Origin of the sequence: Caballeronia sp. AZ10_KS36, from assembly GCF_023631105.1 — a bacterium.
GTDB lineage: Bacteria > Pseudomonadota > Gammaproteobacteria > Burkholderiales > Burkholderiaceae > Caballeronia.
On record NZ_JALQDQ010000028.1, the window covers coordinates 186303 to 207921 of the forward strand.

Genomic DNA, 21619 nt, shown 5'->3' on the forward strand with positions numbered 1-21619 from the left:
AACCATCTGCGGCGCACGGCTCAGACGCTTGAGCAAGGGCCTATCTCCGCGTACGCGGAGGAACCCCGAGCAATGCCACTGATGGCCCGGTCATGCAGGGCCTATCTCCGCGTACGCGGAGGAACCTTGTCGTCGTTGCCGCCGGGTTTCGGCTCCGGGGGCCTATCTCCGCGTACGCGGAGGAACCGCTTGACCGTCTTCCAATCCGGTCGCGTATTGAGGCCTATCTCCGCGTACGCGGAGGAACCAGGTCCTGTCTGCGCTCGTCTTGCCGCAGATAGGGCCTATCTCCGCGTACGCGGAGGAACCGAGGCATTCTGCGCCGTCATGCGCGAGCACGGCGGCCTATCTCCGCGTACGCGGAGGAACCGAAGACCCGCGCGCATCAAAGCCGCTCGACCAGTGCCTATCTCCGCGTACGCGGAGGAACCTTGAGCACAGCACCGTAGACCGACTGAACGCCGGGCCTATCTCCGCGTACGCGGAGGAACCGCGCTTGCATTGAAGGAGAATGGCTACAACTGGGGCCTATCTCCGCGTACGCGGAGGAACCCGTAACGCGCTGCTTTACGACGGCGTTTCAACGGGCCTATCTCCGCGTACGCGGAGGAACCCGGGCGGCTCGGAGAACAGGTCTGCGCCGATGAGGCCTATCTCCGCGTACGCGGAGGAACCTGCCACCGCTCCGGCTTGACTCACCGCCATCACGGCCTATCTCCGCGTACGCGGAGGAACCTTCGTGCAATGCTTGATCTGTTATCTGCGCAATGGCCTATCTCCGCGTACGCGGAGGAACCATCTCCCGCCCCCGCACCGCCCAGCCGCAGAACGGCCTATCTCCGCGTACGCGGAGGAACCTCTACCACCTAACTCAATGATGTTAAAGAACAACCCGCATATCCGATGTCTCGAATTCGCTTCTCTGCACGCGAGTATGGTGAGTCGAGAATCCGCTGTCAAATGCGGTCGTTGAGCGCCGTTTGCGTATGCGGGGGACGGCCTCGCCCGTCCGAACGCAGCTATCGAAAGCAATGGAGCAATGAGGCAACGGCCAACATCGCTGCTTCCTTGCATCGATAAACTTTGACACTTAAACAAGCCTTGTCCGCCCGTAGTCGATGCTAACCTAAGCATTCCAAACAAATAGCCGTAAGGGATAAAAGGCACGACGAGGACCACAGCAGGTAATCATGGAACCGCAAGCGAATCCGCTAGAGCCGTGGGGAAAACTGAGCCGCGACGCCGCCGACTGCATCGGCGAACGCAGCATGCACCCGCTGTACGACCACATGATGGACGTCGCCGCCTGCTTTCTAGCCGCGCTCAAAGAAGGCACGCGTTTGCGCAACGCCTTCGACACCGTGGCGGGTCGAACCTTGAGCGAGCAAGACATCGAGCGGCTCGCGGTCTTCGCCTGCCTCCATGATCTCGGCAAGGCGAACAGCGGCTTCCAGGCAAAGCGTTGGAAAGGCAACGCGCCGGCTGGCTGGCCGTCGCCCGCGGGTCATGGCGTCGAAGCATTCTTGCTGTTTCGCGACGAAGACCTCGCTTCCTCCTTGCCGCTCGAATCCATCAGAACATGGAGTCCGGACGCGGAGTCGTTGTTGCTGGCGAGCCTTTCGCATCACGGCCGCCCATTGCCGGCTTCGAACGGTCAAGACCCGATCATCTGGAAGCCGGTGCGAGACCGCGCAGGCTCCGTTATCTACAGTCCCAAAGAAGCAGTACGAAAAATCGGCGAGCAGTTGCAGCGAGACTTCCCCCGCGCGTTCGAGTCCGATGGCGAGCCGCTGCCATCGACTCCGGCGTTCGTTCATCTTTTCGCGGGCGTCGTCCAGTTCGCGGATTGGCTCGGATCACATCCTGGCTTTTTTCCCTTCAGCGATCCGGGCACACGCCGGACGCGAGCGGAGGCCGAAGAACGCGCGACACGTGCTGTATCCACAATCGGCCTCGATGCGTGCGCCGCGCGCATCGAGCTCCTGCAACGCCCTATCTCGTTCGAGTCCGCATTCGAAGGCAAAGCGCCGAGGCCCGTGCAAGCCGCGCTCGGCGACAGTGACCTCGGACCGTTGCTCATCCTCGAATCGGAGACGGGTAGCGGCAAGACGGAAGCCGCGCTATGGCGCTTCGTCCGGCTCTTGGCCGAGCATAAGGTCGATTCGCTGTACTTCGCGCTGCCGACGCGCGTCGCCGCAGCACAGGTGTACGAACGCGTGCTGAAGTTCGTGCGTAGTCTCTGGCCGCTCGACGCGCCCGTTGTCGTTCGCGCGCTTCCGGGCTATGAAAGCGCCGACGGCAGCGACAAGATCGCGCTGCCGGACTTCATAGTGCAATGGTCCGATCACCCCGACGACGCGAGAGCCGCGACGCGCTGGGCGGCGGAATCGCCGAAGCGTTTTCTGGCGGCGACGATCGCGGTCGGCACCATCGACCAGGTTCTGCTCGCCGGGCTCATGGTTCGTCACGCGCACATGCGTCATGCCTTGCTGAGCCGCTCGTTGCTGGTCGTCGACGAGGTGCATGCGTCGGACATCTATATGTCGCAACTGCTGGAGCAGGTGTTGACCGCGCACGTTGGCACGGGCGGCCATGCATTGCTGTTGTCGGCGACGCTCGGTTCCAGGCAGCGAACGCGCTTTCAGCAGATCGCGCAGCGGTCGGCGGCGGCGCTCGCTTTGCCGAGCGTGGAGCAAGCCTGCGCGTTGCCTTATCCCGCGCTGACTGACGGCGCGAACATCCGCAGCTTGACGGCCAGTGGCGCGTCCAAGACCGTCCACTGGTCCACGCTCGACGCAATGGATGACCCCGAGCGCATCGCGCGTTTGGCGATCGATGCAGCGAGCCGTGGCGCACGCGTGCTGATCGTTCGTAACACGGTGCCATCGGCCGTCGCGACACAGCAAGCCATTGAGCGTCTCATCGACGGTTTGAGCGATCGAGGCATACTGTTCGAGGTGAACGGCGTCGTCACGCTGCATCACAGTCACTTTAGCCGCCAGGACCGTCCGCTGCTCGATGCAGCGGTGGAATCGCGCCTCGGCAAGACGCGGTCGGCGCTGAAGGGTTGCATCGTGGTCGGCACGCAGACGCTCGAGCAGAGCCTCGATATCGACGCCGATCTGCTCATCACCGACATTTGCCCTATGGATGTGCTGCTGCAACGCATTGGCCGTCTGCATCGGCATGAGCGAGACGCACACGAGCGGCCCGAGGGCTTTCGGCACGCATATGCGTGGGTCCTGACGCCAGCCGGTAATCGGTTAAAAGCCTATATAGACGAGCCCTGCAATGGACTCGGGCGATCGAAGAACGGGGGCGGCGTGTACCGCGATCTGCGCATGATCGAAGTCACCCGACGACTCATCGAAGAAGCGCCATGCCGCGTGATTCCGCGCGATAACCGTCTTCTGGTCGAACGTGCGACGCACCCCGACTGTTTGCTTGCGATCCAAAGCGAACTCGGACCCGCGTGGGAAAAGCTCGGTCAACAACTCGAAGGCGGACAAGGGGCCGAGCGGTCTCTTGCCCGCATGCATGCGCTCGACTACAAGACGCCATTCCTCGACCTTCTGTTCCCGGACGACGAGCGACGCTTGGCGACACGACTTGGCATGGAAGACCGCCTGATCGAATTCGATCCACCCGTGCCCGGTCCGTTCGGCGTCGATGTGCAGCGTATCGCGCTGCGTCATCACATGCTGGACGACGACGTCGATCCAGACGCGGAACCCTTCAGCATCAAGCTCGTCAAGCACGGCTTCGAATTCACGCTCGGCACAAACGTGTTCCGCTATGGCCGCTACGGCGTCGAGCGTGTGAACGCGCAGCGCAAGGACGATGACTGCACGACCCTTCACCATCGCTTGCTGGATGACCGCCTGTTGCGTTATCGCGATGCTTCGGGTCACGCGCACGATGCCACGCTGCCCGAACTGTTCGTCGCGATGACGGCCGACGCCGTGCGCGACTTCCCTGCGCTGCGGCCGCATCAACGGCATCCGTGGCATGCCTTCCTGACGCAACTCGCGGCGATTGCGTTGCACGCAGCGGGGCGGTCGGAGCCGTTCGAGACCGCGAACGAATGGCGGGCGGCGCTTCTCGCTCTGACGCCGGACGATCCAGACGGCGCGGCGTTCTCGCTCGTTGCGCCTGACGACCGTCCCGCCTTTTTGCAAGCGCCATGCGCGCCGGGGGAATCGCACACGTGGAAGAAAGCGCCGCTTGTGACGCCCGACGCATTGGACATGCTGGTGACTTCGCGCAATCACGACGTGAAAGCCGCGCGCATGACGAACGCGCAGCCGGAGGACTGGGTGTACGCGCTCGTGAGTTTGCAGACGCAAGAGGGCGTCATGGGCGCCGGCAATTACGGCATCTCACGCATGAACGGCGGTCTGTCCAGCCGGCCGGCATTCGGAGCCGTTCCGCAAGGACTCTGGGGCAAACGGTGGCAGAGAGACACGCGGCGGCTGCTTCAGCATCGTCAAAAGATCGTCGAGGAGACGGGGCTCAAGGAGACCAACGGACTTGCGCTGGTCTGGACGAAGCCCTGGGACGGCGTTAGCAGTCTATCGTTCAGCGAACTCGATCCGTTCTATATCGAAGTGTGCCGCCGCGTGCGTTTGGACTTGGCGAATAGAAAGCTGATCGCGCTTACGACGAGTAGCAAGACCACGCGCATCGCGGCCAAAGATCGTTTGGGCGCAACGGGCGATGCGTGGACGCCCGTCGCCGTCGCGGGTGGCGAAGCGTTGTCCATCACGGCGAGAGGCTTCGATTACAAGCTGATGAGCAAGCTCGCGTTCAAGGGTGATTATGCCGAGACGATCACTCGCAAGATCACGCGCGACGACGGCGAGAAGGGCATCGTGCTGCTTGCGCAAGCTGTCGCGCGGGGGCAGGGAAAGACAGAGGGCTATCACGAACGACGCATGCCCATATCCCGGAGTATGCGCGAGGCGTTCCTGAACGGCCGCATCGATGAACTCGCCGAGGCCGCCGACAGACGTATCAGCGTGATCGGCGATATGCGCACGGTGCTATGGAGCGCGCTCTGCGCTCTGTTTGGCAACGGGGACGACACCGCTGCCGACAACGCGAAGGACAAGGCGAGCCGCTTCGCGAAGTCATTCGAGCAGGCCGAAGACCGTCGCTTCTTTGACGACCTGATCGTGGAAATCGATGGCAACACGTCTGAAGAACGGCAACTCGCGCACGAGGAATGGCTCGCTGAACTGGCGGACCGCGCGGAACAGGTGCTGACTCGCGCGTTCGTCGCAGGGCCGCGCGCGAGTACGCGGCGATACCGTGCGCAGAGCGCGGCGCTCTCGCGTTTTCGCGCTGGTATCCATTCGAAGAAGAACGAACTACAGACCATGGCGCGCGTACTGAAGCAACGTTCGCAAGCGCGCAAGGCGGCTATGGAATCGGATATGCAAGGACGTGCGATATGAAGTCGACAGATACATCGGCCGGAGCACCGGAACAGTCTGCGGGGCAAGCTGCTGTACAGACTGCGACGCCCAGCCTGAGCTACCAAATAGAAGCCATCGCTGCATTTCTGAAAGACGCCGGCGAGGGAGTGAAGGCATCGAAGAACGACCGCGTGGCGCTCGCGCGTCTCGACCCGGAAGCCGAGGAACTCACCACCGCGCAAATCGCCGCGCTCACCCACGCCGCACATCGCGCGAAGCTGGACACCATTCACTGGAGTCTCGACCGATGGCGCCGATGGGCGTTCATCGCATACGGCATCGCGCTTGCCGGGCACGATCGGGGCGCGGAGGACGGCGGCATCGGCGCGAATCTTGGCCGGCAACTCGCGACGGCCGGTGTGTCGGAGGCGCGCGTGACGCGGCTGCTCGACGCGCGCGGAACCGTGTTCTTCCAGTTGCTGCGCCGCGTCCTTCGCTTGTTGGCGAGCAAAAGCGTGAAACCGAACTGGGTACAACTCGCGAGGCTCGTCCTGAACGAAGGCGCACGCGATGACAAAGGACGGCGTATCGCTGAGAAGACTCGCCTCGATATCGCGCATGGGTTCTTCTCGGCGATGCCCGGCGAATCGCGGGACGAGTGAAGGGCGGTATTCGGTGGCAACAACGTTCGACAAGTTTAGGACAATGAAATGACGTATCCGCGCTTTATTCAGATTCACACGCTGCACAGCTATTCCGCCGCCTTGCTCAACCGCGACGACTCGGGCATGGCCAAGCGGCTGCCTATGGGCGATGCCATTCGCACGCGCATTTCGTCGCAATGCCTGAAACGGCACTGGCGGGTTGCGGAAGACCGTCATGCGCTTTCGACGCTCGGCGTTCCGATGGCCGTCCGTTCGCGGGAAACGCTCGCGCTGGTCCGCGACGAGTTGGTCAAGAACGGCGTCTCGGAAGCCTTGGCGCAGATTGCCGTGGAAGCGTTGCGCTTCGGCGGCCTTCTTGACAAGGCCGGCAAGCCCCGCAAGGGAGACGAAGCGGTCAAGACAGGTCAGGCGGTGCTGCTCGGCACGGCGGAGATCAACTACCTGGTCGAACGTTGCACGGCCCTTGCGCGCGAGCATCAGGATGAAGACGCCCTCAAGGCGGCAGTCGCTGCTTTTCTGAAGAGCGAAGCCGCCAATATCGTTGCGCTGAAGCATGGCAGCGGTCTCGAATCGGCGTTGTTCGGGCGCATGGTGACGTCCGATGTGCTCGCTCAGCGCGATGCCGCCGTGTACGTCGCGCATGCGTTCACGGTCCACGAGGCGCAGGTGGAGAACGACTACTTCACCGTTGTCGACGACCTTCTTCGCGAAGCTGGCGAGCAAGGTTCCGCGGGCATTTTCGATACCGAACTGGCATCGGGCCTCTACTACGGTTACGTCGTCGTGGATATTCCGCAACTCGTGGCGAATCTGGAAGGCATCGCCGCGAGCGAGTGCTTCAATGCGCCTCCGGACCGGCGCGAGCTTGCTGCTCAGGTCGTGCATCACCTCTTGCATCTGATCGCTACCGTCAGCCCCGGCGCGAAACGCGGATCGACCGCTCCTTTCGGCTACGCCAATCTGATGCTCGTGGAGACGGGAGACTGGCAGCCGCGCAGCCTGAGCGCGGCCTTCGAAACCGCGTTGCCGTTGAAGGGCCATGACATACGCAACGCCGCTGTCGATCGCATCGCGCAAGAGTTGAAGAAGCACGATGCCGCATACGGCGCGCTGGACCGAGGCTTTATCGCTCTCAATCCCGCCGATATTCCGAACGCCAAGCACTATTCGCTGGATAAGCTCGCGAATTGGGTGCAGACGCGCATCGTCAAGGGCGCGTGAGATGCGGCGTCACATGTTGATGCGCCTGCGTGCGCCGCTCGTCGCGTTCGGAGGCGAGGCGATCGACAGGTACGGCGTGATCCGCGACTTCCCGGCGCTATCGATGATTACCGGGCTGATCGCGAACGCACTCGGCTGGGATCGCGGCGAATGCGAGAAGCATGATCGCCTTCAGACGCGTCTCGTGATGGGAACGCGGCTGGACAATTCCGGCGAGCGGCTCTGCGACTTTCAGACGGCTCAGATTTCGCGGAAAGATAGCGGCTGGACGTGGCGAGGCATTCCTGAGTCGCGCGATGGCGGCGAGGATACCTACAAAAGCCCGCACCTGCGATACCGCGACTATCACGCCGGCCTCGATGCGCTGGTCGCATTGCGAGTCGAACCCGCCGACGAGTCGCCTACGCTCGCCGACATTGCTCGCGCGCTCGACCGGCCGCAGCGTCCGCTTTTTATCGGACGCAAACCATGCTTGCCGTCCACGCGCGTGTTCGCGGGTTTCATCGACGCCGAGCATGTGCTCGATGCGCTGCTGCGCGCGCCCTTGCCGCCAGGCGCGCCCGATGACGCCTTCCGCATTCAATGGCCGAAAGACGAAGGCGCGGTGCCTGAGGCGAAGAGAGAGGCGCTCGACGTCTGCGACGAGCGCAACTGGACAAGCGGCGTGCATGGCGGATGGCGTCCCGTTCTGGAAATGAGCGCGAAGCGGGCATCGTTCGTCGAACATCCATCGATATCGCCGGAATTCTCGTATGACCGCGCTTAATCTCATTCACTGTCGGCCCGATCCGCAGAAGTTCGGGCTGTGGGCATCGCGGCATGGCGTGCTGCCGTCCGGCGGCGATCTCGGCTACGCACTGCACGCGGCGCTGCAGGCAGTCTTCGGCCCGCTTGCGCCCAAGCCTTTCTATTACCGCGACGCGCGCGCCGGGCTGATCGCCTATTCCCCACACTCCGCTCAGGCGTTGCGGGAGGCGAGCGCGCTCTGCGCCGCGCCCGAACTCGCCGATGCACTCGGCCTCGATGCAGGCCCGCGTAGCGCGGGCCTCAACATCCGCGCGTTTCCGACGCAATGGCAGGCAGGGCGCGTGCTGGGCTTCGAAGTTCGCGTGCGGCCCACGCGACGCCGCGAGTACGTTGACGAGAATAAAGTCCGCGAACGCGCCGACGAGAAAAGAGTCCGCGAACGCGATGCGTTCCTGGTCGCGTGCTCGCAACGACCCGAAGACGACGATCTGCGACGCGAGGCCGTCTACGCCGAATGGCTGAACGAACAGTTCCGATCGACCGGAGCGGCCAGTCTGGTCGAAGCTCGCATGACGCGGTTCCAGCTGACGCCGGTGCTTCGTCGCACGCAAGCCGTTGCCGGCGACGGCACACCTCGGCAGTCACGTTCCATCGACGGCCCGGATGCGGTGTTCACCGGACACTTGCGCGTCGAAGAGGCGGATGCCTTCGCTCGGCTGCTCGCGCGCGGCGTCGGACGACATCGCGCGTTCGGGTTCGGCATGTTGGTGCTGAAGCCGGCGTCAATCGACGGTTGATCGCGCAGGCGCGACATGCTGAAGGGGCGGCTCCCGCTCGACACGTCGCGCGTGCCGTATAGGGATCGTCATGGGCTGCTGTGGCTGGAGCGCGGCGAACTCAGCGTGATCGATGGGTGCCTGCATTTCACGAGCGGGCAATACGTCGATCAGATTCCGCATCAGTCGGTATCCATGATTCTGCTCGGCCCGGGCGGCAGCGTGACGCACGACGCACTGCGTTTGCTTGCGCGCCACGGCACCATGCTTGCCGCAGTCGGCGCGAGCGGGGTGCGCAGTTACACCGCGTTGCCGCTCATGCCGGATCGCTCGGATGTCGCGCGGCGGCAGGCCGAGCTGTGGGGCAGCGCGCGCCGACGCCTGGCCCTTGCGCGGCACATGTATGCGCTGCGGTTGGGCGAGGTGTTGCCGCATCGCGATCTGGACACGCTGCGCGGCATCGAAGGGGCGCGCGTGAAGACGATTTATCGGTTGCGCGCGCAGCAATTCGGCATCGACTGGAACGGGCGGCACTACGACCGCGCGAATCCCGATGCCGCCGATCTCGCCAATCAGGCCATCAATCACGCGGCGACGGCGGTCCAGGCGGCGGCGGCCATCGCCGTGCAGGCGCTGGCGGCGGTGCCTCAGTTGGGGTTCATCCACGAGGACTCGGGCCAGGCATTCGTTCTGGATATCGCTGATCTTTTCCGCGACGACGTGACGCTCTCGATAGCCTTTGCCGCGGTCAAGCAGGCCGAGCGTGGCGCGGAGAGCATCGACCGGCTCGTGCGACGCGAGGCGGCGCGCGTCTTTCGCAAGCAGCAGGTGATTCCCGCGATGATCGATCGTATCAAGCAGGTGCTGAGGGTCGACGAGAAGCTGGAGGAGGCGGACGGCGCTGGTCGTAGTGGTGACGTGTGACGTGGCGGACCGCTTTCGGGGGTATCTGGCATCGGTGATGCTCGAGCTGTCGGCTGGCGTGTACGTGGCCCCGCGGTGAACAAAGGCGTGCGCGAGCGGACGTGGTCCGTGCTCGCCGAGTGGCATGGCGCGGAGCCGAGGGGCAGCGTCGTGATGGTTTGGCGGGAGCTCGATGCGGTCGGCGGAATCGGGATCGCGCAGTTGGGATCGCCTGCGAGGAAGCTCGTGGATGTGGATGGGATGTATTTGGTTAGGCGGGAAGGGCGGTAGGCGAGCCGACATTCGTTCTCTGAAAATTTGGATTTCTCGGTGGATGGGGTTGGGCGTTTTGCGTTTCCAATCATCGAGTTATGTGGAAGAGGTTCCTCCGCGTACGCGGAGATAGGCCCTCGTGCCTCCATGGGGCATCGGGCTTTGAACTGGTTCGTCCGCGTACGCGGAGATAGGCCCCACACCGCCGAATCGATCAAGTCGCTCGAAGGGGTTCCTCCGCATACGCGGAGATAGGCCCGTCGGTTCGGCCGGCACTACGAGTTACGCACTGGTTCCTCCGCGTACGCGGAGATTGGCCCTTGAACAGACGCGACTACACCCGTCCGGCCAGGGTTCCTCCGCGTGCGCGGAGATAGGCCCCACAAAATTGGCGATGCGCTGTCCAGCATCACGGTTCCTCCGCGTGCACGGAGATAGGCCCGAATCGCGGAACCCGTACTTGATCGAAGGGCCGGTTCCTCCGCGTACGCGGAGATAGGCCCAGCGCCCCCGGCCGAGGAGAGGCGACCGGCGAGGATCCTCCGCGTACGTGGAGATGGGCCGTACCATCGGGGATTGCCTCACTAGTTCCTCTGTTGGTCCTGCTCACCCCGTCCCTCGGCGGCGCAAGCAGAAGGTCACCGACTGCAATCCCACCCCTGCCGTTCTGCCCGCAGCGATTCCTCATGGGAACGGGAAAGCTTCTCCCATGCTTACTGCAGAGCCCCACAATTTTTGACGCGCAAGGGCCGGCACACAAACGCTTCAAGCCGATATTCTGCTTTCCTAATGAAACGAAGTTAGCAGAGAAGCACATCATGGCTTGTCGGTTATCGGTTCGCTTTGTTGACGTCACCTTGTATTCCCGCAACGAATCGACCAAACGCGGAGACTTCGAGGCGCGCCGAGCGATCGAATTAGCACAAACACTTCACCTATCGGTGGACGGTTCGGACAGCCTGCGCAAGTTCCTGGGCAGGCATACGAGCGGCGGATACTTGTCGCCAGACATCCATCCTTCGGACGTCTTGCGTCGGCTGAAGGACGGGGTGGCCAGCGGCGACATTGTGGCCGTCTCGTCCCCACGGGAGTCGCGACAAGCAGGCTGGGGCGGTCGAGCAGAGCCGCCACCGCGTCCCTCTTATGCGACGGTAACCCCGTCGCAGCTTTATCGCAAAGCTGTGCCAGAAAGACCAGACAGCGCGCTCGGGCGCGTCGTCCGCTCATGGCAGAGGCTTCCGGCTGAAGACGGACCTGCGATCTTCCGGTCAATGCCGGGTGACGTGCTGCCGGACGGGCGCATCGCTACGCCGCTGACCGAGGGCGGCTCGCAGTTCGCTGGAATCATGATGACGGTCGCACGGGCGGCCACCGACGATCTCGAATCTGATGACGCCAGTTCGCAGGCGATGACCTTCGGCGATGACAGCACACCGCTCAGTGACGCTTCGCCATTCGAGTATTCTGAGGATACTTCTGGGCGATGTGCTTGACCTAGCAGCGAGAAGCGTGAGCGAGGCCGATGAGGCGGACTGCTTTGGCGAGTATGAAATGAATCTGACGATGTGCGAGGCTGCTCGCGCCACCTTCCAAGACCTGCGCACGCTTGCGCTCTGCAAAGAGCGTGCGTTCGAAAGATATCAAGCCTGTCGAGGATATTGATGACTAAACGTCTTTACGCAACGGTCGTCTTTTATGACGAAGACACCCAGCAACTTCGACTATGCGGCACATTCCGCGATCGCGTGCAGTCGGCCATCGATCGCGCCGGTTTTGTATTCAATATTCCCACTGACAGGGAAGATTTCAGCACGGAACCTGTGACGGATGAACACGCACGTCAGATCGGTTACATGGCCATTCTTAGTCAAGCACAGAACCATCCCGAACTGCGAGCGCGCCTGCGTCTCACACTCAAGGAGCCGATGCATTGGGATGCTGCGCCTGAAAAAGATCGAGACGGCGGACACTGAGTACAGTTTGTCGCTTCAACAATTGGGCTTATAGGGACAGCCGCTGGCGATGAAAGCACTCGGCGTCGCATGGGCAACCTTCTGGCGGTAGGTCAGCCCGAACCGAAACAATACATGAGCGCCACGCAACGACGTTGAGACGACGAAGGACCATGATGTCCCAACTACCACGCGCTACGATCGTTTTCTATAACGCAAAAAGCCAGCAACTGCAGCTATGCACCGTGCCTCTGACTGAAGTGCAGAGCGTGATCGACCGACGATTATCGCGTGGGCTCGCCATGAACCTGCCGCTCGGTGCAGATGACGACAACACGTTGCCCATTACCGATGAAGTCTTGAGGCAGATCGGGGGAGTTGCGGTACTGAGTCAAGGGATCGCACACCCCGAACTCCGGTCCCGGTTCCAGTTCGGTACGCCAGGCACGATGGAATGGGGCGAGATTGATGTAGGGCTGGCGGAACCGAAAGACGACTATGGGTGCTGATTGACGGCTGGCGTGTGCGTGGCGCTGCAAATGAACAGAGGTGTCGGCGAGCGAACGTGGTCGGTGCTCGCCGAGTGGCACGGCGCCGAGCCGAGCTCTGGCGGAAGCTGGATGCGGGCGGGGAATAGGGATCGCGCAGTTGAGATCGTCAGCGAGGAAGATCATAGATGTGGTCGCGGTGTATCTGGTGAGGCGGGAAGCGCGCTGGGCGAGCCGATATTCGTTCTTTGAAAATCTGAATTCTTCGGTGGATGGAGTTGGGCATTTTGCGTTTGCGATCATGGAGTTTATGAGGGAGAGGTTCCTCCGCGCACGCGGAGATAGGCCGTCATATCCCTTGTTTTCTTTCATGGTCATGGAGGTTCCTCCGCGCACGCGGAGATAGGCCCCTGATCTGGGATCAGGTGACGTCTGTGCCGACGGTTCCTCCGCGCACGCGGAGATAGGCCCCTGTTGGTCGAAAGACGGCACCGTACCCGATGGGTTCCTCCGCGCACGCGGAGATAGGCCCGAGGGCAACATGCACACCGTCGGCGAAATCACGGTTCCTCCGCGCACGCGGAGATAGGCCCGCCAGTTCCTTGCGCAGCTCGTCGCCTCCGCTGGTTCCTCCGCGCACGCGGAGACAGGCCGGCTTTCTCGTGAAGATGCCGGAGCAGGCATGGGGTTCCTCCGCGCACGCGGAGATAGGCCCGAGAGAATACAGATCGGCAACGCGACGCTACTGGTTCCTCCGCGCACGCGGAGATAGGCCCCCTACGTTCCCCGGTCAATTCTCGGTGACTCCGGTTCCTCCGCGCACGCGGAGATAGGCCCCCGCGAGTATCTGGGAGGTTGAAGGTCGAGGTGGTTCCTCCGCGCACGCGGAGATAGGCCGAAGACTTCCGCGCACGCGTCCTTGCGAGGATGGGTTCCTCCGCGCACGCGGAGATAGGCCCGTCTATTTCATGATGGACTACGCATATCCCTCGGTTCCTCCGCGCACGCGGAGATAGGCCCCCCATAGGCGGATCCGCGCCGATCTGGTCCGCGGTTCCTCCGCGCACGCGGAGATAGACCCCATCCGAATCCTGAGCGCGCTCGAGGCCCCATGGTTCCTCCGCGCACGCGGAGATAGGCCCGCGCCATCGGGGATGTCGATGCGCGCACGCACGGTTCCTCCGCGCACGCGGAGATAGGCCCCCATGAGCAGCCCAGCAACGCCCGCAGCAACCGGTTCCTCCGCGCACGCGGAGATAGGCCCGGCAGCGAAGTGTGGATCGCGGGCCTGGACGAGGTTCCTCCGCGCACGCGGAGATAGGCCCCGGCGCGCGTTTCTGGACATGATCGCGATGAGGGTTCCTCCGCGCACGCGGAGATAGGCCGCCCTCGCCCGTTGTCGACGCCGCGCAAAACGAGGTTCCTCCGCGTACGCGGAGATAGGCCCCTGAAAGGCGATGGTCCTGAGTTCGATGCAATGGTTCCTCCGCGTACGCGGAGATAGGCCCTGCTCCTTCGCGGACTAAGATTGCCCGCGAGGGGTTCCTCCGCGTACGCGGAGATAGGCCCACCAGAGCACCCACCCCGGATTCAACAACAGGGGTTCCTCCGCGTACGCGGAGATAGGCCCATCGCCCGCCCAGTTCATGCTGATTCCTCGCTGGTTCCTCCGCGTACGCGGAGATAGGCCCCTTCACGAGCGCCTCAGCGAAGATCAGACCAAGGTTCCTCCGCGCAAGCGGAGATAGGCCCCACCTTGGCGTCAGCCTTCAGGGATGTGTCCGGGTTCCTCCGCATACACGGAGATAGCCCGCATCGCCTGCTGCGCCGTCGAGCGATGCGCAAGGTTCCTCCGCCTACGCGGAGATAGCCCCGGAAGCGGTGCCTCCTGCTCGCGCTGAACTTCGCTTTCTCCCCATACCCCCACCCAGCCCACACCCCCCATGACGCCCCCATTCCACCCCCATGACGCATTCCTTCTATGTCCCGGATTTATGTCGGCGTCTACTGAAAAGGCCAGCAACGAACCAAGCGTCCACCCACCGCATCGAGAGGAACCAAATGTCCACCGCCACACAGCCCCGCGCGAGCGCCGCGGCGCGGCTCGAACGCCTGCCGTTTTCGAGCTATCACCGCACCATCTTCATCATCATCGCGGTGGCCTTCTTCTTCGATTCCGTCGATCTCGGCACCATGACCTTCGTCCTCGGTTCGATCAAGACCGAGTTCGGCCTGTCGACCGCGACAGCGGGCCTCGTCGCGAGCGCGAGTTTCTTCGGCATGGTGCTGGGCGCGGCCGTCGCGGGCCTGCTTGCCGATCGCTTCGGCAGACGTCCCGTGTTCCAGTGGAGCATGGTGCTCTGGGGCGTCGCGTCGTATCTCTGTTCGACGGCGCATTCCGTCGAATCGCTCATCTTCTATCGCGTGCTGCTCGGCATCGGCATGGGAATGGAATTCCCGATCGCGCAGACGCTGTTGTCCGAGTTCGTGCCGACCGCATCGCGCGGCAGAGTGATTGCCCTGATGGATGGCTTCTGGCCGCTCGGGTTCATCGCATCCGGCGTGGTGTCGTACTTCGTGTTGCCGCACTTCGGCTGGCGTACCGAGTTCGCGTTGCTCGCCATTCCTGCGGTGTTCGTGCTGATCGTGCGGCGCGTGGTGCCCGAGTCGCCGCGTTGGCTCGAACATCGCGGGCGCACGGCTGACGCGGACAGCGTGCTCGCGCAAGTCGAAGCAAAGGTGATGAAGGCGACCGGCTTGCGCCAGCTGCCGGCGCCCTCGATGCTCGCCGAGCCGCCGGTCGCGAAAGGCGTCGGCGCATTCCGTGAAATCTGGAGCGCGGCGTACAGGCGTCGGACGATCATGGTATGGATGCTGTGGTTCTTCGCGCTGCTCGGCTTCTATGGGCTGACCTCATGGCTCGGCGCGCTCATGCAGCAAGCGGGCTTCGCGGTGACGAAGTCCGTGCTCTATACGGTGCTGATCTCGCTCGGCGGCGTGCCGGGTTTCTTGTGCGCGGCGTGGCTCGTCGAGCGATGGGGACGCAAGCCGACGTGCATCGCATCGCTCGTCGGCAGCGGCGTGATGGCCTACCTGTACGGACAGACGGCGCTGCACGCCGAAACGCCCACGTTGCTCATCTGCGCCGGACTCGCGATGCAATTCTTCCTCTTCGCGATGTGGGCCGCGCTCTACACCTATACGCCCGAGTTGTACGGAACCGGCGCGCGTGCCACCGGGTCGGGCTTCGCGTCGGCGATCGGGCGCGTGGGGTCGTTGATCGGGCCTTATGTCGTGGGCGTCGTGTTGCCGGTGTTCGGGCAGGGCGGCGTGTTCTCGCTCGGAGCGTTGTGCTTCGTGGTCGCGGCCTCGGCGGTCTGGGTGCTGGGCGTGGAGACGCGAGGCGTGGCGCTCGAGAAACTCGTGTCCGAAGCCGAGCACGATGAAGGCGCGAAGGTCTGGGCTTCGGCCAAGAACTGAGCCGCTGTCGCTCACAACCAAACCCACGTCGCATTCGACGCAAGTGATTTCAGCGGCCGGGCGTACTCTTCCCGCACGGCCGCGAGCATCGCAAAGAACGAGCTCGCGCCGGCCGTCCACGAATCCAAGGAGACGAGTCACATGAGCACGAATCGCGGCGTCGTATATCTCGGTCAGGGCAAGGTCGAAGTTCAGTCCATCGACTATCCGAGAATGGTCGATCCGCGTGGCCGCGACATCGGCCACGGCGTCATTCTCAAAGTCGTCAGCACCAACATCTGCGGTTCGGACCAGCACATGGTTCGCGGCCGCACCACCGCGCCCATCGGACTCGTGCTGGGGCACGAGATCACAGGCGAAGTCATCGAGATCGGCCGCGACGTCGAAACGCTCGCCATCGGCGATCTCGTGTCCGTGCCGTTCAACGTCGCGTGCGGCCGCTGTCCGACGTGCAAGGCGCAGCACACGGGCGTGTGCCTCAACGTGAACCCGTCGCGTGCGGGCGGGGCATACGGCTATGTCGACATGGGCGGCTGGATCGGCGGACAAGCCGAGTACGTGATGGTCCCGTACGCCGACTTCAACCTGCTCAAGTTCCCCGACAAGGCTCAGGCGATGTCCAAGATCCGCGACCTCACCTGTCTCTCCGACATTCTCCCGACCGGCTATCACGGCGCCGTCATGGCGGGCGTGAAGCCCGGCGCGACCGTCTATGTCGCGGGCGCGGGACCGGTCGGCATGGCGGCGGCGGCATCGGCGCGTCTGTTGGGCGCGGCCTGCACCATCGTCGGCGATATGAACGAAGAGCGCCTCGCGCACGCGCGCAAGATGGGCTTCGAGACGGTCGATCTATCGAAGGACGCGACGCTCGCGCAACAGATCGAACAGATTCTCGGCAAGCCGGAAGTGGATAGCGCCGTCGATTGCGTCGGCTTCGAAGCGCACGGTCATGGCAGCGAGCACAACGCGGAAGCGCCGGCAACGGTCCTCAATTCGCTGATGGAAATCACGAAGGCAGCGGGCGCGATCGGCATTCCGGGTCTCTATGTCACCGACGATCCCGGCGCCGCCGATGCCGCCGCGAAGAAGGGCAGTCTCAGCATCCGCTTCGGCCTCGGCTGGGCGAAGTCGCATTCGTTCCACACGGGCCAAACGCCGGTGATGAAGTACAACCGCAACCTGATGCAGGCCATTCTGTGGGATCGACTGCCGATTGCGGATATCGTGAACGTGTCCGTGGTATCGCTCGATCAGGCGCCTGACGGTTATCGTCAATTCGATGGCGGCGCGCCGCGCAAGTTCGTGCTCGATCCGCACGGCATGCTCAAAGCGGCCTAAACAAAAACAATGCGCCCCTTGAAGAAGGGGCGCATTTCCGTATACCGCCGAACTAACTCAAGCCACCATCACAGGCACTGAACTCAAAGGCGGCACTTGCTTCCTTCTCTCGCGCGTGGGCGCAGTGCCGAATGCATCGCGATAGCTCTTCGAAAAGTGGCACGCGGACTGAAATCCGCAAGCCATCGTGATGTGCATGATCGACATATCCGTCTGCAACAGCAGCTCGCGCGCGCGTCGCAAACGCAGCGTCAGATAGTAATGCGTCGGCGTCATGCCGAGATGCTCGCGAAAGAGCCGCTGCAATTGCCGCTGCGACATGCCCGCAAGCCGCGCGAGTTCTTCGCGCGACAACGGCTCTTCGATGTTGTTCTCCATCAGCGAGATCACTTCGAACAAGGACTTGTTCGCCGATCCGAGCCGCGCGACCAGGGGCATGCGCTGCTGCGCGCTCGTATCCCGCACGTGTTCGACGATGAACTGCTCGGCGATCTGCGTGACGCGCGATGTGCCGACGCGCGAGGCGATCAGATTCAACATCATGTCGAGCGGCGCGACGCCGCCGGTACACGTCACGCGGTCTCGGTCGATCACGAAGAGTTCCTTCAGGAAGCGTGTGTCCGGAAACTCTTCTTTGAGCGCCGACATGTTCTCCCAGTGAATCGCGCAGGCATAACCCGCCAATAAGCCGGCACGCGCAAGCGCATACGTGCCGGTGCAGAGGCTGCCGAGCACGCAGCCCGTGCGCGCGAAGCGGCGCAACGCGGAGAGATGTTCGAGCGCGGTCGAACGCTGCACGTCGATGCCGCCGACCACGAACACGATGTCCGGCTGGCCCACGCATTCCACCGGTCCCGTATCGACGGAGAGCCCATTGCTCGCCGTGACGGGCCCGCCCGTGGGACTCACGATGGACCATCGATACAGCGGCTGCCCCGTCAGATAGTTCGCCATGCGCAGCACTTCGATCGCGTTGGTGAACGCCATCATAGTGAAGTTGGGAAGCGGCATGAAGGCGAAGTGCGCCAGCGACGCCGTGCGATCGGAAGACATGGGGGAGTTGATTCCTTGGAATCTGATGTTCGACGCCGTCACTCGCGGCGCTTGGTCACAGTGTCATTGATTGACACTTCTGCATTTTGATTTCGAGTGCAACTACCATGCCATCAGGCTAAACCCTGAGCGCCTCAATGCATCTGCGATTCACGCGTCAAAGCACGCACTAACGCGGCGCGAACGCCCGTTCCAAAGCACTCTTACAGCGCACGACCGTTCCTCCGCAGTGCAGCGCGTGCGAGCAAAGCGCCCTACACCCAAAGCCTTTTCGCCACTTGTCGAAAAAGGACGCGCATGTCGGAAAAGGCCAAGAACACGTCTGAATTCATAAATTGACCAGCAGGGCGAGGGTCAAGAATAGACGCAACGATGAAGACACGAGCGGCCTTGAAACACGCGACGCGAGCTTCATCCAACGACCGATCTTCCTGACCCGGACTCAAGCCCATGTCGAACTCGAATCCCTTCTTCGAAGCGCCGCTCGCGGCCCGCGATGCCTCGGTGCGCAGCGCGATACTGAAAGAGCTGGAGCGCCAGCAATCGCAGGTGGAGTTGATCGCGTCGGAAAACATCGTGTCGCGCGCCGTGCTGGAAGCACAAGGCTCCGTTCTGACGAATAAGTACGCGGAAGGCTATCCGGGCAAGCGCTATTACGGCGGCTGCGAATTCGTCGATGAAGTCGAGGCGCTCGCAATCGATCGCATCAAGCAACTCTTCGGCGCGAAGTTCGCGAACGTGCAGCCGCATTCGGGCGCACAGGCCAATGGCGCGGTGATGCTCGCACTGGCGAAGCCGGGCGACACCGTGCTCGGCATGTCGCTGGATGCAGGCGGCCATCTCACGCATGGCGCGAAGCCGGCGCTCTCGGGCAAGTGGTTCAACGCGGTGCAGTACGGCGTGAGCCGCGACACCCTGCTGATCGACTACGAGCAGATCGAGGAACTGGCGCAGCAACACAAGCCCTCGCTCATCATCGCTGGTTTCTCGGCTTATCCGCGCAAGCTGGACTTCAAGCGGCTGCGCGCGATTGCGGACAACGCAGGCGCGAAGCTGATGGTCGATATGGCGCACATCGCGGGCATCATCGCGGCGGGGCGTCATGAGAATCCGGTCGAGCACGCGCATGTCGTGACGTCCACCACGCACAAGACGCTGCGTGGTCCGCGCGGCGGCTTCGTGCTGACCAACGACGAAGACATCGCCAAGAAGATCAATTCCGCCGTGTTCCCGGGGCTGCAAGGCGGTCCGCTGATGCATGTGATCGCGGGCAAGGCGGTGGCCTTCGGCGAGGCGCTGCAGCCCGATTTCAAGAGCTATATCGACAACGTGCTCGCCAACGCGCAGGCACTCGGCGAAGTGCTCAAGGCAGGCGGCGTCGATCTCGTGACGGGCGGCACCGACAACCATCTGTTGCTCGTCGATCTGCGTCCGAAGAACCTGAAGGGCAATCAGGTCGAACAGGCGCTGGAGCGCGCGGGCATCACCTGCAACAAGAACGGCATTCCGTTCGATACGGAAAAGCCCACGGTCACGTCAGGCGTTCGCCTCGGCACGCCGGCGGGCACGACGCGCGGCTTCGGCGTGAACGAGTTTCGCGACATCGGCCGCCTGATTCTCGAAGTCTTCGATTCGCTGCGCGCGCATCCTGAGGGCGACCCGCAAACCGAACAACGCGTGCGCCGCGAAATCTTCGCGCTGTGCGAACGCTTCCCCATCTACTGAGCACACACGGAGCAACAAGCGATGAGCACTCTGCACGATAACAGCATCATCATCGACGGCCTCAACATCTCCAAGTTCGAGCGCTCCGTGTTCGAGGACATGCGCAAGGGCGGCGTCACGGCGGTGAACTGCACCGTCTCCGTGTGGGAAGACTTTCAGAAGACCGTGGACAACATCGCGGAAATGAAGCAGCAGATCCGCGACTACAGCGAAATTCTCACGCTCGTGCGCACGACCGACGACATCCTGCGCGCGAAGAAAGAGAACAAGACGGGCATCATCTTCGGCTTCCAGAACTCGTATGCGTTCGAGGACAACCTCGGCTATATCGAAGTGTTCAAGGAACTCGGCGTGAACGTGGTCCAGCTTTGCTACAACACGCAGAACCTGGTCGGCACCGGCTGCTATGAAGCCGACGGCGGTTTGTCCGGCTATGGCCGCGAAGTGATTCAGGAGATGAATCGCGTCGGCATCATGGTCGATCTCTCGCACGTGGGCGCGAAGACGTCATCGGATGCGATCGCGTGCTCGAAGAAGCCCGTCACGTATTCGCATTGCTGTCCGTCCGGTCTCAAGGAGCATCCGCGCAACAAGACGGATGAGCAACTGAAGGAGATTGCGGATGCCAACGGCTTCGTCGGCGTGACGATGTTCGCGCCGTTTTTGAAGCGCGGCCCGGACGCGACCGTCGAGGACTATCTGGAAGCCATCGAATACGTGGTCGATCTCATCGGCGAAGACCGCGTGGGTATCGGCACGGACTTCACGCAAGGCTACAGCACGGAGTTCTTCGACTGGATCACGCACGACAAGGGCCGTTATCGCCAGCTCACGAACTTTGGCAAGGTCGTAAATCCGGAAGGAATCCGAACGATCGGCGAATTTCCGAATCTGACGGCCGCGATGGAGCGCGCGGGCTGGAGCGAATCGCGCATCAAGAAGGTGATGGGCGAGAACTGGCTGCGCGTATTCGGCGAAGTCTGGAACGTGTGAACGCAACGACACAAGAACAGGAACCTGAGATGCAACCGCAACTGCCTATCGACGTGGACGCGCAAACGGGCGTCTGGACCACCGACGCGCTGCCGATGCTTTACGTGCCGCGTCACTTCTTCACGAACAATCATGTGGCCGTGGAAGAAGCGCTGGGACGCGAGACGTACGCCGAGATTCTCTACAAGGCCGGCTACAAGTCCGCGTATCACTGGTGCGACAAGGAAGCCGCAAAGCACGGCATCGCCGGCATGGACGTGTTCGAGCATTACCTGAAGCGCCTGTCGCAACGCGGCTGGGGTCTCTTCGACATCGTCGAATCGGACCCGCAAAGCGCGATGGCGCGCATCCACTTGCGGCATTCGTCGTTCGTGCTCGCGCAGCCCGGCAAGCAGGGCAAGCTCTGCTACATGTTCGCGGGCTGGTTCGCCGGCGCGATGGACTGGGTGAACGACACCGTATCGGACAGCGCGAAGAAGGGCCCGCGCTCGCGATCCATCGAAACGCAATGCGCGGCGGAAGGCCACGATCATTGCGTGTTCGAAGTGTCGCCGTTGCAACTCCACGCGTAGCTTCAATCCGAGGTCG

At 62.8% G+C, this 21619-nt stretch carries 17 protein-coding genes and 2 CRISPR repeat arrays (1 of these 19 running past the window's edge); of the genes, 16 read left to right on the forward strand and 1 reads right to left on the reverse strand.

The genetic code is table 11. From position 1 onward, the window contains the following. Positions 1-858: direct repeats of the CRISPR family, unit length 28 nt; unit sequence GGCCTATCTCCGCGTACGCGGAGGAACC; it begins 1061 nt to the left of the window's first position. Between the two features lie 332 nt (positions 859-1190). The 13 genes from cas3 (at position 1191) to fdhA (ending at position 17260) form a co-directional block, all read left to right on the forward strand. Then, positions 1191-5456 (forward strand): CRISPR-associated helicase Cas3', encoded by a 4266-nt coding sequence (gene cas3, locus NCR35_RS19275; RefSeq protein ID WP_250535683.1) that lies wholly within the window; start codon positions 1191-1193, stop codon positions 5454-5456. Beyond that, positions 5453-6079: a type I-E CRISPR-associated protein Cse2/CasB gene (gene casB / locus NCR35_RS19280; RefSeq protein ID WP_250535684.1), complete on the forward strand. Its 627-nt coding sequence runs from the start codon at positions 5453-5455 to the stop codon at positions 6077-6079. The genes cas3 and casB overlap by 4 nt, the downstream gene beginning before the upstream one ends. A 48-nt stretch (positions 6080-6127) precedes the next feature. Next, a complete protein-coding gene (cas7e, locus tag NCR35_RS19285) occupies positions 6128-7303 on the forward strand; it encodes a type I-E CRISPR-associated protein Cas7/Cse4/CasC (protein WP_250535685.1) in 1176 nt (391 codons plus the stop codon). A 13-nt stretch (positions 7304-7316) separates the two neighbouring features. After that, entirely contained in the window at positions 7317-8069 is a 753-nt protein-coding gene (gene cas5e, locus NCR35_RS19290; RefSeq protein ID WP_250535686.1) for a type I-E CRISPR-associated protein Cas5/CasD, read from the forward strand. Then, positions 8056-8847 carry a type I-E CRISPR-associated protein Cas6/Cse3/CasE gene (cas6e, locus tag NCR35_RS19295; protein WP_250535687.1) on the forward strand — a complete coding sequence of 264 codons (792 nt, stop codon included), beginning with the start codon at positions 8056-8058 and terminating at the stop codon, positions 8845-8847. The genes cas5e and cas6e overlap by 14 nt, the downstream gene beginning before the upstream one ends. A gap of 15 nt (positions 8848-8862) precedes the next feature. Further along, positions 8863-9750, forward strand: a complete 888-nt coding sequence (cas1e, locus tag NCR35_RS19300) for a type I-E CRISPR-associated endonuclease Cas1e (protein ID WP_250535688.1) — start codon at positions 8863-8865, stop codon at positions 9748-9750. A gap of 1 nt (position 9751) precedes the next feature. Next, positions 9752-9829 carry a type I-E CRISPR-associated endoribonuclease Cas2 gene (locus NCR35_RS19305; protein WP_250535712.1) on the forward strand — a complete coding sequence of 26 codons (78 nt, stop codon included), beginning with the start codon at positions 9752-9754 and terminating at the stop codon, positions 9827-9829. Between the two features lie 29 nt (positions 9830-9858). Then, positions 9859-10020, forward strand: coding sequence for a type I-E CRISPR-associated endoribonuclease Cas2 (locus tag NCR35_RS19310; protein WP_250535713.1), 162 nt, complete (start codon positions 9859-9861; stop codon positions 10018-10020). A gap of 668 nt (positions 10021-10688) precedes the next feature. After that, positions 10689-11495, forward strand: coding sequence for a hypothetical protein (locus NCR35_RS19315; protein ID WP_250535689.1), 807 nt, complete (start codon positions 10689-10691; stop codon positions 11493-11495). Between the two features lie 168 nt (positions 11496-11663). After that, the gene (locus NCR35_RS19320; protein ID WP_250535690.1) at positions 11664-11975 is read left to right on the forward strand and encodes a hypothetical protein; all 312 of its coding nucleotides are present in this window, start codon (positions 11664-11666) and stop codon (positions 11973-11975) included. A 152-nt stretch (positions 11976-12127) separates the two neighbouring features. Beyond that, positions 12128-12463, forward strand: coding sequence for a hypothetical protein (locus tag NCR35_RS19325; protein ID WP_250535691.1), 336 nt, complete (start codon positions 12128-12130; stop codon positions 12461-12463). Between the two features lie 299 nt (positions 12464-12762). Further along, a CRISPR array of direct repeats spans positions 12763-14316; the repeat unit is 29 nt; unit sequence GGTTCCTCCGCGTACGCGGAGATAGGCCC. Between the two features lie 187 nt (positions 14317-14503). After that, positions 14504-15922, forward strand: coding sequence for an MFS transporter (locus NCR35_RS19330; RefSeq protein ID WP_250535692.1), 1419 nt, complete (start codon positions 14504-14506; stop codon positions 15920-15922). 141 nt (positions 15923-16063) lie between these two features. Beyond that, positions 16064-17260 carry a formaldehyde dehydrogenase, glutathione-independent gene (gene fdhA / locus NCR35_RS19335; RefSeq protein WP_206469037.1) on the forward strand — a complete coding sequence of 399 codons (1197 nt, stop codon included), beginning with the start codon at positions 16064-16066 and terminating at the stop codon, positions 17258-17260. Between the two features lie 57 nt (positions 17261-17317). Here fdhA and NCR35_RS19340 read toward each other — a convergent pair whose 3' ends face one another. Next, entirely contained in the window at positions 17318-18313 is a 996-nt protein-coding gene (locus NCR35_RS19340; protein WP_250535693.1) for a GlxA family transcriptional regulator, read from the reverse strand. A gap of 450 nt (positions 18314-18763) precedes the next feature. Here NCR35_RS19340 and NCR35_RS19345 point away from each other — a divergent pair, with 450 nt between their 5' ends. Genes NCR35_RS19345 through NCR35_RS19355 form a run of 3 tightly spaced genes read left to right on the forward strand, consistent with a single transcriptional unit; the run spans position 18764 to position 21603 of the window. Beyond that, positions 18764-20038 (forward strand): serine hydroxymethyltransferase, encoded by a 1275-nt coding sequence (locus NCR35_RS19345; protein ID WP_250535694.1) that lies wholly within the window; start codon positions 18764-18766, stop codon positions 20036-20038. 21 nt (positions 20039-20059) lie between these two features. Further along, positions 20060-21031 (forward strand): dipeptidase, encoded by a 972-nt coding sequence (locus tag NCR35_RS19350; protein ID WP_206469039.1) that lies wholly within the window; start codon positions 20060-20062, stop codon positions 21029-21031. A 29-nt stretch (positions 21032-21060) separates the two neighbouring features. Further along, positions 21061-21603 carry a DUF5943 domain-containing protein gene (locus NCR35_RS19355; RefSeq protein ID WP_250535695.1) on the forward strand — a complete coding sequence of 181 codons (543 nt, stop codon included), beginning with the start codon at positions 21061-21063 and terminating at the stop codon, positions 21601-21603. The last annotated feature ends 16 nt before the right edge of the window (positions 21604-21619 follow it).

What these genes read in the sequence shown, in the direction of transcription:
- NCR35_RS19325 (WP_250535691.1), top strand. Translation starts at nt 12,128, where the DNA reads ATGATGTCCCAACTACCACGCGCTACGATCGTTTTCTATAACGCAAAA.
- cas3 (WP_250535683.1), top strand. Translation starts at nt 1,191, where the DNA reads ATGGAACCGCAAGCGAATCCGCTAGAGCCGTGGGGAAAACTGAGCCGC.
- NCR35_RS19355 (WP_250535695.1), top strand. Translation starts at nt 21,061, where the DNA reads ATGCAACCGCAACTGCCTATCGACGTGGACGCGCAAACGGGCGTCTGG.
- cas7e (WP_250535685.1), top strand. Translation starts at nt 6,128, where the DNA reads ATGACGTATCCGCGCTTTATTCAGATTCACACGCTGCACAGCTATTCC.
- NCR35_RS19340 (WP_250535693.1), bottom strand. Translation starts at nt 18,313, where the DNA reads ATGTCTTCCGATCGCACGGCGTCGCTGGCGCACTTCGCCTTCATGCCG.
- cas5e (WP_250535686.1), top strand. Translation starts at nt 7,317, where the DNA reads ATGTTGATGCGCCTGCGTGCGCCGCTCGTCGCGTTCGGAGGCGAGGCG.
- NCR35_RS19345 (WP_250535694.1), top strand. Translation starts at nt 18,764, where the DNA reads ATGTCGAACTCGAATCCCTTCTTCGAAGCGCCGCTCGCGGCCCGCGAT.
- cas1e (WP_250535688.1), top strand. Translation starts at nt 8,863, where the DNA reads ATGCTGAAGGGGCGGCTCCCGCTCGACACGTCGCGCGTGCCGTATAGG.
- NCR35_RS19330 (WP_250535692.1), top strand. Translation starts at nt 14,504, where the DNA reads ATGTCCACCGCCACACAGCCCCGCGCGAGCGCCGCGGCGCGGCTCGAA.
- cas6e (WP_250535687.1), top strand. Translation starts at nt 8,056, where the DNA reads ATGACCGCGCTTAATCTCATTCACTGTCGGCCCGATCCGCAGAAGTTC.
- fdhA (WP_206469037.1), top strand. Translation starts at nt 16,064, where the DNA reads ATGAGCACGAATCGCGGCGTCGTATATCTCGGTCAGGGCAAGGTCGAA.
- NCR35_RS19320 (WP_250535690.1), top strand. Translation starts at nt 11,664, where the DNA reads ATGACTAAACGTCTTTACGCAACGGTCGTCTTTTATGACGAAGACACC.
- NCR35_RS19315 (WP_250535689.1), top strand. Translation starts at nt 10,689, where the DNA reads ATGGGAACGGGAAAGCTTCTCCCATGCTTACTGCAGAGCCCCACAATT.
- casB (WP_250535684.1), top strand. Translation starts at nt 5,453, where the DNA reads ATGAAGTCGACAGATACATCGGCCGGAGCACCGGAACAGTCTGCGGGG.
- NCR35_RS19350 (WP_206469039.1), top strand. Translation starts at nt 20,060, where the DNA reads ATGAGCACTCTGCACGATAACAGCATCATCATCGACGGCCTCAACATC.